15 protein-coding genes are annotated in these 16,507 nt (G+C 26.3%); all 15 read left to right on the top strand.

Annotated elements, in window-relative coordinates; translation table 11 throughout:
• Nucleotide 1 precedes the first annotated feature (1 nt).
• Entirely contained in the window at nucleotides 2-1,336 is a 1,335-nt protein-coding gene (gene proS, locus ACTTAX_RS01965; protein ID WP_440692436.1) for a proline--tRNA ligase, read from the top strand.
• Nucleotides 1,333-2,562 (top strand): lipoprotein-releasing ABC transporter permease subunit, encoded by a 1,230-nt coding sequence (locus ACTTAX_RS01960; RefSeq protein ID WP_440692434.1) that lies wholly within the window; start codon nucleotides 1,333-1,335, stop codon nucleotides 2,560-2,562. Before proS ends, ACTTAX_RS01960 begins: the two co-directional genes overlap by 4 nt.
• Nucleotides 2,555-3,232 (top strand): ABC transporter ATP-binding protein, encoded by a 678-nt coding sequence (locus tag ACTTAX_RS01955; protein WP_440692432.1) that lies wholly within the window; start codon nucleotides 2,555-2,557, stop codon nucleotides 3,230-3,232. The genes ACTTAX_RS01960 and ACTTAX_RS01955 overlap by 8 nt, the downstream gene beginning before the upstream one ends.
• Entirely contained in the window at nucleotides 3,225-6,638 is a 3,414-nt protein-coding gene (gene dnaE / locus ACTTAX_RS01950) for a DNA polymerase III subunit alpha (RefSeq protein WP_440692430.1), read from the top strand. The genes ACTTAX_RS01955 and dnaE overlap by 8 nt, the downstream gene beginning before the upstream one ends.
• 130 nt (nucleotides 6,639-6,768) lie before the next feature.
• Nucleotides 6,769-7,587, top strand: coding sequence for a 30S ribosomal protein S2 (gene rpsB / locus ACTTAX_RS01945; protein ID WP_440692428.1), 819 nt, complete (start codon nucleotides 6,769-6,771; stop codon nucleotides 7,585-7,587).
• A gap of 1 nt (nucleotide 7,588) precedes the next feature.
• Nucleotides 7,589-8,440: a translation elongation factor Ts gene (tsf, locus tag ACTTAX_RS01940; protein ID WP_440692426.1), complete on the top strand. Its 852-nt coding sequence runs from the start codon at nucleotides 7,589-7,591 to the stop codon at nucleotides 8,438-8,440.
• Entirely contained in the window at nucleotides 8,441-8,992 is a 552-nt protein-coding gene (frr, locus tag ACTTAX_RS01935; RefSeq protein ID WP_440692424.1) for a ribosome recycling factor, read from the top strand. It begins immediately after the preceding gene.
• On the top strand, nucleotides 8,989-9,663 hold the full coding sequence (uppS, locus tag ACTTAX_RS01930; protein ID WP_440692422.1) for a polyprenyl diphosphate synthase: 675 nt from the start codon (nucleotides 8,989-8,991) through the stop codon (nucleotides 9,661-9,663). Before frr ends, uppS begins: the two co-directional genes overlap by 4 nt.
• Nucleotides 9,663-10,310: a phosphatidate cytidylyltransferase gene (locus tag ACTTAX_RS01925; RefSeq protein WP_440692420.1), complete on the top strand. Its 648-nt coding sequence runs from the start codon at nucleotides 9,663-9,665 to the stop codon at nucleotides 10,308-10,310. Before uppS ends, ACTTAX_RS01925 begins: the two co-directional genes overlap by 1 nt.
• Complete coding sequence (locus ACTTAX_RS01920; RefSeq protein WP_440692418.1) at nucleotides 10,310-11,476, top strand: NmrA family NAD(P)-binding protein; 1,167 nt, start codon at nucleotides 10,310-10,312, stop codon at nucleotides 11,474-11,476. Before ACTTAX_RS01925 ends, ACTTAX_RS01920 begins: the two co-directional genes overlap by 1 nt.
• Nucleotides 11,477-11,482: 6 nt before the next feature.
• Complete coding sequence (bamA, locus tag ACTTAX_RS01915) at nucleotides 11,483-13,732, top strand: outer membrane protein assembly factor BamA (RefSeq protein ID WP_440692416.1); 2,250 nt, start codon at nucleotides 11,483-11,485, stop codon at nucleotides 13,730-13,732.
• On the top strand, nucleotides 13,732-14,244 hold the full coding sequence (locus tag ACTTAX_RS01910) for an OmpH family outer membrane protein (RefSeq protein WP_440692414.1): 513 nt from the start codon (nucleotides 13,732-13,734) through the stop codon (nucleotides 14,242-14,244). The genes bamA and ACTTAX_RS01910 overlap by 1 nt, the downstream gene beginning before the upstream one ends.
• A gap of 4 nt (nucleotides 14,245-14,248) precedes the next feature.
• Nucleotides 14,249-14,695: a 3-hydroxyacyl-ACP dehydratase FabZ gene (gene fabZ, locus ACTTAX_RS01905; protein ID WP_440692413.1), complete on the top strand. Its 447-nt coding sequence runs from the start codon at nucleotides 14,249-14,251 to the stop codon at nucleotides 14,693-14,695.
• 51 nt (nucleotides 14,696-14,746) lie between these two features.
• On the top strand, nucleotides 14,747-15,727 hold the full coding sequence (gene lpxD, locus ACTTAX_RS01900) for a UDP-3-O-(3-hydroxymyristoyl)glucosamine N-acyltransferase (protein ID WP_440692411.1): 981 nt from the start codon (nucleotides 14,747-14,749) through the stop codon (nucleotides 15,725-15,727).
• On the top strand, nucleotides 15,724-16,506 hold the full coding sequence (gene lpxA, locus ACTTAX_RS01895; RefSeq protein ID WP_440692410.1) for an acyl-ACP--UDP-N-acetylglucosamine O-acyltransferase: 783 nt from the start codon (nucleotides 15,724-15,726) through the stop codon (nucleotides 16,504-16,506). The genes lpxD and lpxA overlap by 4 nt, the downstream gene beginning before the upstream one ends.
• The last annotated feature ends 1 nt before the right edge of the window (nucleotide 16,507 follow it).

The following is a 16,507-nucleotide window of genomic DNA, read 5'->3' as shown; positions in this document are numbered from 1 at the left end:
GATGCTTTTATCAAATTCATTTATTCCTATATTAAAAAATAATCCTTCTGAAGCAAAAATTAAATCTCATCAATTAATGTTGAGAGTTGGTATGATAAAGCAAGCTTCTGCAGGAATATACTCATGGTTACCTTTAGGCTTTAAGGTAATGAAAAAAATAGAACAAATTGTTAGAGAAGAGCAAAATAAGATTGGAGCTCAAGAAATATTAATGCCAACAATTCAATCTAGTGAGATATGGAAAGAAAGTGGTCGATATGATGATTATGGTGAGGAGATGCTTAGAATAACTGATCGTCAAAATAGAGAAATGCTTTATGGACCTACGAATGAAGAGCAAGTTACAGAAATTTTTAGATCTTCAATTAAATCTTATAAATCATTACCCCAACTTATGTACCACATACAATGGAAATTTAGAGACGAAATAAGACCTAGATTTGGAATAATGAGGGGGAGAGAGTTTTATATGAAAGATGCCTACTCATTCGATGTATCAGATGAAGAAGCCTTTTTTTCTTATAATAAATTTTTTCTTTCATATTTAAAAACTTTTAAAAGATTAGATCTAACTGCAATACCTATGGCTGCTGACACAGGCCCAATTGGAGGAAATTTATCTCATGAATTTATTATCCTAGCAGACACGGGAGAAAGTAAAATTTTTACTGATAAAAGAATTTTTGACTTAAATAGTGATGATACTCAATTAGAAAAATCTTCGTTAGAAGAAATGAGAAAAAAATATGAGCAATTTTATGCTGTGACAGATGAAAAGTTTAACAAAGATGAATTTGAAAAAATAGTTTCAAAGGAAAATCAATTAATCACAAAAGGAATTGAGGTAGGCCACATATTTTATTTTGGTGACAAATATTCAAAACCTATGAATGCATCAGTAGATTTACCAGGTGGAAAAAAAGATTTTGTTAAAATGGGTTCTTATGGAATTGGTGTATCAAGGTTAGTTGGGGCCATAATAGAGGCAAAATATGATGAAAAAAATGAAATCATGAAATGGCCATTGTCTGTTGCTCCATATGATATTGCTTTAATACCGATGATAAATAAAAATGATAATTCAGCACTAGATAAGGCCAATAATATTAACAGTGAGTTATTAAAAAATAATATTGATGCTATTATTGATGACACTGATGAAAATTTTTCATCCAAAATCAAAAAAATGAATTTAATTGGGGCTCCGTACCAAATTATCATTGGAAAGAAAAGTGAAGGTGATTTATTAGAGTTCAAAGAAACAGGTGGTGAAACTCAAAACTTACCTTTAAGCAAAATTATAGAAATTATAAATAAACAAAAAAATTCAATTTGATTTCTACTTTAGAAAAAGAAATTACTTTAAGATTTTTAAAAGCTAGAAAAAAAGATGGCTTTTTAAATGTCATTTCAATATTTTCCTTCATTGGAATAAGTCTAGGTGTTGCTGTTCTTATTATCGTTATGTCAGTAATGAATGGTTTTAGAACTGAATTAATCAATAAAATTGTAGGATTTAATTCACACGTTACTGTTAAACCTTATTCAAATTCAATAGATGAAGATAAAATAAATAATAAACTAAAGTCAATCTCTAAAAATATTATTTTTAGTAATTCAGGAGAGGCTATTATTCTTAAAAATAATAATACTAAAGGAATTGTGTTAAGAGGCTATAAACATAATGATCTTTTAAATTTACAAGTACTAACAAATGAAAAATTAAAAGGGGACTTACGTCTATTTGATGAAAATTTTATATCAATTGGAAGCGAACTAAGTTTTTCTCTAAATCTTGAAATAGGAGATGAATTGACTTTAATGTCACCGTCTGGTGTTCAAACAATAATTGGTAGTATGCCGAAACAAAAAACTTTTATTGTTAATTCAATTTTTAATAGTGGTTTAGCAGAATTTGATAACAATATTGCATTTATTGAACTTAATGTTTTAGAAGAGTTCTTTGGATACGATCCCAACGAAAGAAATTTGGAAATTTATTTGAAAAATCCAAATAATATCGAGTCTCAAAAATTAATAGTAAAACAAGTTTTTGATGATGAGTTTGTCTTTAGTTGGGCAGATACAAATAGTTCATTATTTTCAGCTCTTAAAGTTGAAAGGAATGTTATGTTTATTATCTTGTCACTAATAATAATTGTTGCTGCATTTAATATTATTTCGGGATTAACTATTTTAGTAAAAAACAAAACAAGAGATATTGCTATCTTAAAATCTATTGGGGTATTAAATAAATCAATAATTAAAATATTTTTTTTAGTTGGAGTAATAATAGGTACTTCTGCAACAATTTTTGGTATTTTTTTAGGTGTAACTTTTTCTATTTATATTGAAAATTTTAGACAATTTTTAAGCTCAGTTTTCAATATAAGTTTATTTCCTGAAGAAATATATTTTTTAAGCAAAATGCCTTCTGAAATTAATCTGGCATCAATTATTATAATTTCAGTTTGTTCAATAATTATAACTATTTTAGTATCGATTTTTCCAGCTTTTAAAGCAGCTAGATTAGATCCAATCAAATCTTTAAAATATGAGTAAGTATTTAGAATTAAAAAGTATATCTAAAAACTTTGAGACTGAAAAAAAGATTAAAGTCTTAAAAGGTTTGTCGCAAAATTTTGAAAAAGGTAAAATCTATTCGCTCATGGGCCCATCTGGTTCAGGAAAATCAACTTTGTTAAATTTAATTTCTTTAATAGACAGACCTTCATCAGGTCAAATTATTTTTAATCAAAATCAAATTAATTTTAATGATACAGAAGAAAATGATATTTTTAGGTCAAAAAAAATAGGTATTGTTTATCAACAAAACAATCTTCTTTCTGATTTTACTGCTTTAGAAAATATTTATTTAGCGTCACTTGCTAATAATAATAACAAAGAATTAGCAAGTACAAAGGCTAAAAAATTATTAAAAAAAATTGGTCTTTCAAATAGATCAAATCACTTTCCTTCACAACTTTCAGGTGGTGAGGCTCAAAGAGTAGCTATAGCAAGAGCTATCGTAAATGATCCCGAAATAATCTTGGCAGATGAACCAACAGGTAGTTTGGATATGAATACAGCAAAAGAAGTTTTCAAACTTTTATATAATCAAAAAAAATCAGATAGATTAATAATATTTGCAACTCACAATAGATTTTTTGCTAATAAGGCAGATTGCCTATTGGAGATGAGAGATGGTATTATAAAATCATCTAATGTCTGAGTCATTAAATCAAAACTTTAATCATTTAAAAGTCCATACACAATATTCTATATGTGAAGGCGCAGCCAAGATTGATGATTTACAAGAATATTGTAAATCAAACAAAATTAAATCTTTAGGTATAAGTGACACTTCTAATTTATGTGGAGCTTTAGAATTTGCAGAAAAAATTTCTAAATCAGGAACACAGCCAATTATCGGTACTCAAATTAATTTTAAACTAAATGATACAACTGGATTATTACCTTTATTTGCCTTGAATGAAACAGGTTATAAAAATATTATTGAATTGTCCTCGAATTCATATTTAGAAAATGATGAATTAAGTGACCCTCATGTAAATTTTGATGAATTATTAAAAAGTTCTGATGGTGTTTCAGTTTTTTCAGGTACAGTTTTAGGTCTTTTTGGAAAATTATTTGATAAAGGAAAATTTACAGAAATAAATGAAATTTATTCAAAAATTAAAGAAGTTTTTGGAGATAGGTTTTATTTAGAAATTCAACGACACAACGACACTAATGAAAATGGGTTTGAAAAATTTAATCTAAAAAAATCTGTAGAATTAGAAATACCAATAATTGCTACTAATGAAGTTTTTTATTTATCAAAAGATATGCATGAAGCACATGATGCTTTGATTTGTATTGGTAACAAAACCTATATTAATGAAAAAAATAGATTAAAATTAAGCGATCAACATTATTTAAAAACTAACTCTGAAATGACAGAGTTATTTGCTGATATACCAGAGGCATTAGAAAACAATTATAACTTTCCTTTAAGATGTAATTTTAGACCATTATTCTCTAATCCTATATTGCCAAACATTAGTACTGATAAAGATGGTAATGCAGATGATCTTTTAACTAAATATTCTTTAGAAGGACTGCGAGATAAATTTTTAAAATTTTTTAATGTTAAAGATAGCGAACTTAAAAATGATAAAAATTTTCTTCTTTATAAAGAAAGATTAGATCATGAACTTTCAATAATTATTAAAATGAAATATTCGAGTTATTTTTTAATTGTATCTGATTATATAAAATGGGCTAAAGAAAATGATATACCAGTTGGTCCTGGTAGAGGTTCAGGTGCTGGGTCATTGGTTGCTTGGTGTATATCAATTACTGATGTTGATCCAATTAAGTTTAATTTAATTTTTGAGAGATTTTTAAATCCAGACCGAATTTCTATGCCTGATTTTGATATAGATTTTTGTGAGGATAAAAGAGATCTTGTTTTTGAATACTTAACAAAAAAATACAAAGATAGTGTCGCTCATATAATTACTTTTGGTAAACTTAAAGCAAGGATGGTGATTAGAGACGTTGGTAGAGTTATGGGATTACCCTATGGATTTATAGACAGTATATCAAAAATGATACCTTTTGATCCTTCTAGACCTCAAAACTTAACCCAATGTATAGCTGGGGAGCCAAGATTACAAAAGCTCATCAATGAGGATTCCAGAGTTAAAAAATTAACAGAGCTATCATTGAAATTAGAAGGTCTAAATAGAAATGTTGCTACTCATGCTGCAGGTGTAGTGATTGCAGATAAAAAATTAACGGAAGTAGTACCTTTATATAAAGATACTTCTGCAGATTTGCTTTTACCCTCAACACAGTTTGATATGTATTCAGCTGAAAATGCTGGTTTAATAAAATTTGATTTTTTAGGATTAAAGACACTTACAGTAATAAATAATACTCAAAAATTAATTAGAAAAAAAGATAAAAAATTTAACATTGAAGAAATAGATTTTGATGATCAAAAAGTTTTTGATCTATTATCATCTGGTAAAACTGTAGGTTTGTTTCAAATTGAAAGTGCTGGAATGAGAGAAGCTTTAATACATATGAAGCCAAATCATATTGAAGATATTATTGCATTGGTGGCATTATATAGACCAGGCCCAATGAGCAACATACCAACTTACAATGATTGCAAACATGGAAAGCAAAAACCAGATTATTTACACCCATTACTGGAAGATATTTTAAAACCTACATATGGAGTAATTATTTATCAAGAGCAAGTAATGCAGATTGCTCAAAAATTATCTGGATTTACTGCAGGACAAGCTGATCTTTTGAGAAGAGCAATGGGTAAAAAGAAGAGAGCAGAGTTAGAGAGACAAAAACAAGGTTTTATTGCTGGGGCAGTTAAAAATGGAATTGCTAAAGATGTTGCAGCTGGAATATTTTTAAAAATCGAACCTTTTGCAGAATATGGTTTTAACAAAAGTCACGCTGCTGCTTATGCAATAATTTCTTATCAAACTGCATATTTAAAAACTTATTATCCTAAAGAATTTATTGCTGCATCAATGTCTATGGATATTTCTAATCAAAATAAATTAAGTGAGTTTTATGAAGAATTAAAAAGACTTGATGTTGAAACAATCAGACCTGACATAAATGAGTGCTTTGCAGACTTTAGGACTATTGATGGAAAATTTTATTATGCATTAGGTGGAATTAAAGCTGTAGGTTATGAGGCAATTTCTAATATCGTTGAAGAGAGAGAGCTAAATGGAAAATTTAAGTCTATTAATGACTTTGTAAATAGAGTCAATCCAAAAGATATCAATAAATTACAATTAGAAGGATTAGTAAAAGCTGGAGCATTTGATAATTTAAACTCAAATAGACAAGCAATCTTTAATTCAATACCAAATTTAATTTTAAAAAATAAAAATATTTCTGAAAATAAATTAACCAACCAAATTGATTTGTTTTCTGACAATATTGAAGAAGAGGATATTATAAACAATATAGAAGATTGGAAATTCGAAGAAAGATTATCAAAAGAATTTGAAGCAATAGGATTTTTTATATCTGATCATCCATTAAATCAATTCACAGAAATATTCAAAGATTATAAAATTAATGATTACTCAAAATTTATATCAGATGATAATTCAGAAAATGTTAATGTAGCTGCAACATTGCTAAAGGTTCAAGAAAGAAAAACTGCAAAAGGAAATGCATATGCTGTTTTAAAGTTAACAGATTTAAATAGTGTATTTGAAATATTTATTTTTTCAGATTTGTTAGAATTAAATAGAGAAATCCTAAAAGAAGGTAACTCATTAATTTTGACCTTGGTTAAGAATATTTCTAATGATGAAAACCGTTTTAAAAGAATTAATGTTCAAAAAATAGCTTCTTTAAAAGATTTATTTAATAGTCCAATTAAAGAAATATCATTTAATATTGAATCTATAGAACAAATCCAAAAGATATCAAAATTTTTAAATCAAGACGGCAAAACCCAAGTAAAATTTAACCTTTTAACAAAAGATAAAATTTTAAATTTTCAATTAAAAAAATCAATGAATCTTGATAGAAAATCTTTAAATCTTCTAAGAAAACAACAAATTCAAGCAGAAATTAATTAAATAAAACTTGTCAATTTTAACAAATATTTGTAAATAGATCCTAATTTTAAATTAACACGCACACAGTTGTTGGTTTTATACCTCCGGTCCTTAATTGGAAATTACTGTGGTGGCTTAACCGGGAATAAATATGAAAATACCTAACGTTACAATTCAACAATTATTAGAAGCTGGTGTTCATCTTGGACATAAAACTTTGAGATGGAATCCAAAAATGAAAAATTACATTTTTGGAAAAAGAGATTCAATTCACATTATAGATTTAACCCAAACACTTGAGTTAACTAAAGTAGCTTTAGAAAAAGTCTATAATACAATAGCAAATAATGGAAAAATTTTATTTGTTTCAACTAAAAAACAAGCATCAGAAGCTATTGCAGAAGTTGCAAAAGAAACAGATCAGTACTTTGTAAACTACAGATGGTTAGGAGGAATGCTAACTAATTGGGGAACAATATCTAATTCAATAAAAAAATTAAAAAAATTAGAAATTGATTTAGCTGCTGAAAATAGAGGTTTTACTAAAAAAGAACTTCTTAAGATGAGCGTTAAAAAAGACAAACTTCAAAGATCATTGGGTGGAATTGCAGAAATGAAAAAAGTTCCAGAACTAGTTTTTGTAATTGATACTAATTATGAGTCATTAGCTATAGCTGAGTCATCAAAATTAGGTATTCCTATAATTGCTATTTTGGATAGTAATTCTAATCCAGATAATATTGATTATCCAATACCTGGAAATGATGATGCAAGAAGAGCAATAGATCTTTATTGTAACTTAATTAAAGAAACGATTAATAATGCAAAAAGTTCAATCCAATCATCTGATCCTAAACAAGAAAAAGTAAAAGCAGATAATAATGATGATAAAAACAAAACAATTCAAGAAATTGATAGAGAAAAATTAGAAAAAAAATTCTCAAACGAAGATAAAGGAAAGTTAAATTAAAATGAGTGATATAGAAAAAGTAAAAAAATTAAGAGAAGCAACAGGTGCAGGATTCAAAGATTGCAATTTAGCAATCAAAGAGTCTGGTGGTGATCTTGATAAAGCAATTGAAATTTTAAGAGTAAAAGGTATTTCAAAAGCTTCAAAAAAGATGTCTAGAGATGCAAAAGAAGGAGTAGTTGTAGTATCAGGTGATGAAAATAAAACTTCTGTGATAGAAATAAATTGTGAAACTGATTTTGTTGCTAAAAATGATGACTTTATAAGATTTGTTAAAGAATTAAGTGAATTAAATAATCAACATAATTCTAATCAAGACGAGTTAAAAAAAGCTGTAATGAAAAATGGGCAAAGTGTAGATGACAATTTAGTGGCACTTATTGCAAAAATTGGTGAAAAAATCACAATTGGAAAATCAAAAACAATTGAAAATTCAAGTGGTATCAATAACCATTATTTGCATACAGTAGTAAAAGATAATGTAGCAAAATTAGCAGTATTAGTATCTCTTGATACAAATGATAAATCAGACACAGTTAAAGCTTTTGGTAAACAATTATCTATGCATATAGCAGCTTCAAATCCTTTGGCACTTGAGTCAAATTTAATTGACCAAGCAGTAATTGATAAAGAACAAGAACTTGTTGCTGAGGAATTAAAGAATTCTGGTAAACCTGAGGAAATAGCAAAAAAAATTAGCTTAGGTAAAATGAACAAGTTCAAGGAGGAAAATGCACTTTTAACTCAAGCTTGGGTTATGGAACCTAAGAAAAAAGTTCAAGATATTGTAAAAGAACTTTCAATAGCTGATTTAAAAATTAAGGAATACTTTAGAATTAAAATTGGAGAGTAGATGTTTGACGAAAAATCGTATGGTGTAAAAATGGATAAAGCCATAGATGTATTCTCAAAAGAATTATCTTCTTTAAGAACAGGTAGAGCTAATTCAGCTATGTTAGATCTTGTAAAAGTAGATGTTTATGGTCAGCAAATGCCAATTAATCAAATAGGGAGTATAACAACACCAGAGCCTAGAATGATTAATATTCAAGTTTGGGATGCAAATAATGTTCCATTACTAGATGCGGCAATTAAAAAATCTGATTTGGGTTTAAATCCACAAATTGATGGTCAGCTAATAAGACTCCCTGTTCCAGAGCTGAATGAAGAAAGAAGATCTGAATTAAAAAAATTAATCAAGTCAATTGGTGAAAAATGTAAAGTATCAATAAGAAATATTAGAAGAGAAGCTAATGAAGATCTTAAAAAATTATTAAAAGAAAAAGAAATTAGTGAAGATGATGAAAAATTAAAAGAAAAAATAATTCAAACAATAACTGATGATCATATAAAATCTGTTGATGAGAAAGTTTCTTCAAAAGAAAAAGAAATAATGACTATATGAACCCATTAAATCATGTAGCCATTATTATGGATGGCAATGGACGTTGGGGTATTAAAAATCGAAAATCAAGGAATGAAGGTCATAAAGAAGGTATTAAAACTGTAGAGTTAATAATCAAAGATTCTATCAAGCATAAAATAAAATATTTAACATTATTTGCTTTTTCTACAGAAAACTGGAAAAGACCAACAAAAGAAATTAATTATTTATACAAATTATTAGAAAGGTTTCTGGTAACCAAAATAAAAATTTTTGAAAAAAATAATATTAGATTAAATTTTATTGGTGATAGAAATTTTTCAATCAAAATTAAAAATTTATTAAAAAGTGCTGAAAAAAGAACATCTAAAAACACATTAATTCAGGTAAATATTGCTTTAAATTATGGCGCAAAACAAGAAATAATTAATTCAATTAAAAAAATTTTCAAAATGAAAAAAAGAATAAATGAAAAAAATATTGAAAAATTTCTTTATACTTTTGACGTACCAAACCCAGATATTTTAATAAGAACAGGAAATAAAAAAAGATTAAGTAATTTTTTGCTATGGCAACTTGCGTATACTGAAATTTTTTTTGAAAAAAAATTATGGCCAGATTTTAATTCTAAGGATTTTAAGAAAATACTTAATATGTATAAAAAAATTAAAAGAAATTTTGGAGGAATATAGTGTCTAGTGAGCTAATTAAAAGAATTTTTAGTTCCATCATTCTACTGCCTATTTTAATTTATTTGATAATACAAGGTTCTTTATATTTCAATTTATTGCTAATATTTTGCTTTGTAATTTCAACTTACGAATGGAATAATATCGCAAAAACAAAACAAATAAAACTTGTTGGTTTAATTTTTTTAATTTTATCATTCTTCTCAATATATAAATTAAGAAACGAATTTTATGGAGAATATAATTTGGTGTTTTTTGTTTTGTTAATTTGTATATCAACTGACCTAGGTGGTTATATATTTGGAAAAACTTTTAAAGGTCCAAAATTAACAAAAATTAGTCCTCAAAAAACATATTCAGGTGTTTTAGGTAGCTTTATTATTAGTTATTTTTGTTCAATAAATTATTTTTATTTTTTTAATAATTTTTTTTCTAAAGTTTCATTGCTTGAAATATCTATCATTATTGTTTTAATTTCATTTGTAAGTCAAATAGGTGATTTGATTATTTCTTATTTTAAAAGAATTTCAAATATGAAAGATACTGGACAATTAATACCAGGTCATGGAGGTATTTTAGATAGAATAGACGGAATGATTTTTGCATTTCCATTATTTTATTTTTTATTTGCAACAAATATATTTAAATAATGATTAACAAAAAGAAAATTGCAATTATAGGTTCAACTGGATCAATTGGTAAAACTGTATTAAAAATTGTTAAAAAAAATCCAGATAAATTTAAGATAAAACTTCTAACTGCTAATACAAATTATAAAGAATTATTAAAACAAACAGAAAGTTTTAATGTCGAGAATGTTATAATAAAAAATGAAATTGCCTATAAAAAATTCCAAAAGCTAAATAAAAATAAAAATATCAAAATTTATAGAGATTTTAGTTATTTGAAAAAAATTTTTAAAAATAAAATTGATTACACAATGAGTTCAATTGTTGGTATTGAGGGTCTTGAGCCAACTTTAAAAATAATAAAATATACAAAAATAATTGCTGTAGCAAACAAAGAGTCAATCATTTGTGGTTGGAACCTAATTAGTAAAGAATTACTCAAATTTAAAACAAAAATTATACCAGTAGATTCTGAGCATTTTTCAATTTGGTATTCGATTAAAAACAATATTAAAAATATAGATAAAATTGTCTTAACCGCATCAGGTGGTCCCTTATTAAAGAAAACAAAAAAACAAATAAAAAACATTAAATTAAACGAAGTTTTAAAACATCCTAATTGGAAAATGGGCAATAAAATTACAATTGATTCATCGACTCTTATGAATAAAGTTTTTGAATTAATTGAAGCAAGAAATTTTTTTAAAATAAATTTAAAAAATTTAGATATTCTTATACATCCTAAGTCCTATATCCATGCAATTATAAAATATAATGATGGTATGATAAAAATCATTGCGCATGAAACTACGATGGAAATACCAATTTTTAGTTCAATTTATTCGAATAACGAAAAGTATTTCAAAAAAACAAATATTAATTTGTCTAAATTAAATAATTTAGAATTTTCAAAAGTTAATATTCAAAAGTTTCCTTCAATTAAAATACTAAATATGTTGCCAACAAAAATGTCTTTATTTGAAACTGTACTAGTATCTGCTAATGATGAGTTGGTTAGAATGTATTTAGAAAAAAAAATATCTTATCAAGATATATTAAAAAAATTAATTTTATTACTTAAAACTAATGAATTTCTTAAGTATAAAAATAAATTACCTTCGAATGTTTCAGATGTTTTAAATTTAGACAGATATGTTCGTTTAAAAATCAAATCAATAGGTGTATAAATCAGCATGTTCTTTAGATATTCAAAATTGTTTTTGATTACTTTTACATTATTTTTTTTAATGATTTCCAAGTCTTTTTCAGAAATTTTAAAAGATTTTAATATATCAGGTAATGAGAGAATTTCTGATGAAACAATAATAATGTTTTCTGAATATAAACAAGGAGACGTTATTGAGCTTGAAGATTTAAATAATGTTTTAAAAAATATTTATAGCAGTAATTTTTTTGAAAATGTTAATATTAATTTTTCAAATAACACACTTTTCATTAAAGTGTTGGAGCTTCCTATTATAGAGTCAATTTTATTTGAAGGAATTAAAGCTAAAAAAATAAAAAAAGAAATTACACAGAATTTAAAACTTAAGGAGAGATCATCTTATAATAAAAGTTTTTTTAACGACGACATAAATAAAATCAAATCAAGTCTTCAAAATTTAGGTTACTATTTTTCTGATGTGGATGCATTGTTAGAAGAACTTGATGACAACAAAGTTAATGTTATATACAAAATTAATTTAGGCAAAAAAGCTAAAATTAAAAAAATTAAATTTGTAGGTAATAAAGTATTTAAAGAAAAAATTCTTAAAAATATAATTGCAAGCGAAGAATATAAATTTTGGAAATTTATTTCTGGAAAAAAATTTTTAAATCAAAATTTGATTGAATTTGATAGAAAATTATTGACTAATTTCTATTTAAACAAAGGGTATTTCAATGTTAAAATAAATTCATCTTATGCCAAAATATTTGATAATGAGTCTTTTGAACTAATATTTAATATCAATGCTAACGATAAATTTTATTTTGATAAATTAACAATTAGTCTTCCAAGCGATTTTGATGAAAATAATTTTAAAAAAATTTTTGATCTATTTGCCGATTTGAAAAATGAAGTTTATTCTATAAATAAAATTGAACTAATACTTGATGAAATAGATCAAATTACTTTAGATGAAGAATTTGAAAATATTTCTGCAGTGGTTGAAGAGTCAATAATTGAAAATAAGATCAATCTTAATTTTAAAATTAAAAAATCTGAAAGATTAATTGTTGAGAAAATTAACATTTTTGGAAATAACATAACTCGAGAAAATGTAATTAGAAATCAATTTGAAGTTGATGAAGGAGATCCTTACAACGAAATATTAAAAAACAAAACAATAAATAATCTTAAAAGCCTTGGTTTTTTTAAAAGCGTTAAGTCTGAAGTAAATAAAGGAGAGTCTGAAAATAGTAAAATTATCAATATATCTGTCGAAGAAAAACCTACCGGTGAAATAGCAGCCGGAGCTGGTTTTGGTACAGACGGAGCAAGTTTTTTGTTTTCTGTTAGTGAAAATAATTATCTTGGAAAAGGTATTAAAGTAGACAATACACTTAATGTGAGTGGCGAGAGTATTAAAGGAAGTCTTTCAGTTAGCAACCCCAACATTTACAACTCTAACAATTCTGCTTATGCTGGAATTGACGCATCTGAGACAGATCGTTTAAAAGACTTTGGTTACAAAACAAATAAATACGGTTTTAATTTTGGAACAGCATTTGAATTTTTTGATGACACAAGATTTGGAATAGGTACATCCAATTATTATGAGAAAATTTCCACAAATAGTAGTGCTTCTGTAAGACAAAAAAAACAAGCAGGTAACTATTGGGATAGTTTCCTTAATCTAAATTTTGACTATGACAAACGAAACCAAAAATTTCAAACAACAGATGGATTTAGAAGTGCATACTTTTTAGATTTACCTTTAATAAGTGACACGAATACTTTAAGTAATAGTTATACTTATCAATTTTATACTGAATTATTTGAAAATAATAGATCCAATTTTACACTTTTTTTAAAATCTGTAGAATCAATTAGTGGTGATGATGTTAAACTTTCTGAGAGAATTTTTTTACCAGCTAGAAGACTGAAAGGTTTTGAAAAAGGTAAGGTTGGACCAAAAGATGGTGGTGATTATATAGGTGGAAATTATGCTACAACAGTAAATTTTGCATCGACAATACCATTTCTTTTTGAAAACTCTGAAAGTGTAGATTTTTTATTCTTTATTGATGCTGGCAATGTTTGGGGTGTTGACTATGATTCTTCAATTGATGATAATAGTAAAATTAGAAGTTCTACCGGTATTGGACTTGATTGGTTAACCCCAGTTGGACCTTTAAATTTTACTTTTGCAGAAACTATCTCTAAAGCTGAAACAGATGTTACAGAAACATTTAGATTTAACATTGGAACTACTTTCTAATGATTAGATTTAACAGATTGATTGCAATTATTTTTGTTTTTTTTTTAAATGTAGAGCATTCTAATGCCAGAGATAATATAGCATTCATTAATTTAGATATTTTAATACAAGAAACAAATCTAGGAAAATCTTTTTTAGATGAAATTAAAAGTCAAAATAATAAAAATATTAGTGAATTAAAAAAAATTGAAACTGAACTTAAAAGTGATGAAGAACAACTCAATGCAATTAAAAATATTATTTCAAAGGAAGAATATGAAAATAAGTTAAATTCTTTAAAAGAAAAAATTAATAAATTTCGAAATAAAAAAAACGAAATGGTAAAAAATATTCAGCAAAAAAGGGACTTAGAATTAGAAATTTTTTTTTCTAAAATTAACCCCATTATTCAAGATTATATGACTAAAAATTCAATAGATATAGTCTTAGATCAAAAAAATGTATTTATTGGAAAAAGTACTTCAGATATAACAGATAAGTTATTGATAGAAATTAATTTAAAGTTTAATTAGAGAAATGATATCACTAAATAAAAAAGATATTCAAAATCTATTGCCACATCGTGAGCCGATGTTACTAATTGATGAACTTTATGATATTGAAAAACTTGCTTCTGCTACTGGAGTAGTTAATGTAAAAAAAGATAGTTTTTTTGTTCAAGGTCATTTTCCTGACCAACCTGTTATGCCTGGAGTTCTTATAGTAGAGGCTTTTGGACAAACAGCTGCAGCTCTTACTGCTCATGGTTTGGACCAATCAGTTTATATAAACAAATTAGTATTTTTGATGGGAGTGGAAAAAGCTCGATTTAGAAATCCAGTAGTACCTAATTGCAAGCTATTATTAAAAATAGAAGCAATCAGATCACACGGAAGAGTTTGGAAGTATAAAGGGCGAGCATTCGTTGATAACAAATTGATGGCTGACGCTATTTGGTCAGCTACAATTGTTGATAAGAAATAAATAGCAATAAATATTGATAACTCCAATTTAATTGCTCTGTTACAAGCAATTATGTCTAATCCTTTCTTTAAAAATAAGGGTCCTTTTTTAATTTTGGATATTTTAAATTTTCTTAATATTAAAACCGAGACTTTGACCACTAATGTTGAAGTTACAGATATTAAGGACTTATTTAGTTCTAACAATTCTGAGATTACATTTTTACACTCAAAAAAATATAAAGAATTAGCATCAAAAACAAAAGCATCTTTTTGTATTACAACTGAGTCTTTAAAAAATGAACTCCCAACTTCGTGCGTTCCTATACTTGTTGAAAATGTATTAGTATCTGTATCAAAGATAACATCTATGTTTTATCCTGATGCTACAAATGACGATTTTGACAATAGTACAAGTTATATTAATGAAACAAATTTTAAAGATAAAGTTATTTACGGTAAAAATGTATTAATTGGAAAAAATGTATCTATAGGAACAAATTGTAAAATAGGCCATAATACAATAATTGAAAAACATGTTTCTATCGGTAATGACTGTTCAATTGGATCAAATACAATAATAAGAAATTCGTTAATTAGTAATAACGTAAAAGTTTTGGATAACTGTGTAATTGGAAAACATGGTTTTGGTTTTTTTCCAAATAAAACTAAAAATTTAAGGTATCCACATGTTGGTATTGTTATCATTGAGGAAAATTGTGAAATAGGATGTGGTTCTACTATTGATAGAGGATCGATGTCTAATACTATAATTGGAAAAAACACTTTTTTAGATAATCAAATACACATAGCTCATAATGTTAAAATAGGAGAAAATTCTATTATAGCAGGTCAAGTAGGAATTGCTGGTAGCTCAATTATTGGTTCAAACGTAAGAATAGGTGGTCAAGCAGGAATTTCAGGGCATATTAAAGTTGGTAATAATGTAGAAATTGGAGGTGGCACTGGTGTAATAAGAAATATTCCAGATAATACAAAAGTAATGGGTTATCCAGCAAAAAATATTAGAGAATTTTTAAGAGATAATAAATGATAGATAAAACTGCTATTGTTGATTCAAATGCTAAAATCTCTAAAAATGTATCAATAGGACCCTATTCTATAATAGGCCCCGATGTGGAAATTGGAGAGGGTACAGTAGTACAATCTCATGTAAATATAATAGGTAATACCACCATAGGAAAAAATAACCAAATTTATCCATTTGCATCTATAGGAAATGATCCCCAAGATTTAAAATTTAAAGGTGAAAAAACATTATTAGAGATAGGTAATCACAACAAAATAAGAGAGTACGTAACCATTAATCCAGGCACTGAAGGTGGTGGAGGAATAACTAAAATAGGTAATAATTGTTTGTTTATGGTGTCTTCTCATATAGCGCATGATTGCATAGTGGGAAACAACGTTATTTTAGCAAATAATGTTCCATTGGGGGGTCATGCTCATGTAGATGATAATGCAATAATAGGTGGTAATTCAGCTGTACAACAATTTACCAGAGTTGGCAAATATGCAATGATCGGTGGCATGTGTGGTGTGGTAAGAGATGTGATACCATATGGCATAGCACATGGAAATAGAAGTATATTGCAAGGATTAAATCTCATTGGTTTAAGAAGGAAGAATATTCCAAACAAAGAAATATTATCTCTTAGTGAAGCTTACAAAATAATATTTAAGAATGAGAATTTAACAGAGAATTTAAGTAATTTATCAAATGATATAAGAGAAAATAAATTAGTTTCAGAAGTAGTTAATTTTATAGAAAAAGATAAAAAAAGACCAATTTGCACTCCCTTTTCTAAATAAA

It is taken from the genome of Candidatus Pelagibacter sp. HIMB1695, from assembly GCF_052047655.1.
In the GTDB taxonomy this organism is placed as follows: domain Bacteria; phylum Pseudomonadota; class Alphaproteobacteria; order Pelagibacterales; family Pelagibacteraceae; genus Pelagibacter.
Note: the sequence above shows the minus strand (reverse complement) of the source record. Positions and strands in the feature narration are given on the sequence as shown.

Bases quoted from the DNA above. Each gene is read 5' to 3' on its own strand.
- ACTTAX_RS01955 (WP_440692432.1), top strand. From the start codon at position 2,555: ATGAGTAAGTATTTAGAATTAAAAAGTATATCTAAAAACTTTGAGACT.
- bamA (WP_440692416.1), top strand. From the start codon at position 11,483: ATGTTCTTTAGATATTCAAAATTGTTTTTGATTACTTTTACATTATTT.
- dnaE (WP_440692430.1), top strand. From the start codon at position 3,225: ATGTCTGAGTCATTAAATCAAAACTTTAATCATTTAAAAGTCCATACA.
- tsf (WP_440692426.1), top strand. From the start codon at position 7,589: ATGAGTGATATAGAAAAAGTAAAAAAATTAAGAGAAGCAACAGGTGCA.
- lpxD (WP_440692411.1), top strand. From the start codon at position 14,747: ATGTCTAATCCTTTCTTTAAAAATAAGGGTCCTTTTTTAATTTTGGAT.
- frr (WP_440692424.1), top strand. From the start codon at position 8,441: ATGTTTGACGAAAAATCGTATGGTGTAAAAATGGATAAAGCCATAGAT.
- fabZ (WP_440692413.1), top strand. From the start codon at position 14,249: ATGATATCACTAAATAAAAAAGATATTCAAAATCTATTGCCACATCGT.
- rpsB (WP_440692428.1), top strand. From the start codon at position 6,769: ATGAAAATACCTAACGTTACAATTCAACAATTATTAGAAGCTGGTGTT.
- uppS (WP_440692422.1), top strand. From the start codon at position 8,989: ATGAACCCATTAAATCATGTAGCCATTATTATGGATGGCAATGGACGT.
- ACTTAX_RS01910 (WP_440692414.1), top strand. From the start codon at position 13,732: ATGATTAGATTTAACAGATTGATTGCAATTATTTTTGTTTTTTTTTTA.
- proS (WP_440692436.1), top strand. From the start codon at position 2: ATGCTTTTATCAAATTCATTTATTCCTATATTAAAAAATAATCCTTCT.
- ACTTAX_RS01920 (WP_440692418.1), top strand. From the start codon at position 10,310: ATGATTAACAAAAAGAAAATTGCAATTATAGGTTCAACTGGATCAATT.
- lpxA (WP_440692410.1), top strand. From the start codon at position 15,724: ATGATAGATAAAACTGCTATTGTTGATTCAAATGCTAAAATCTCTAAA.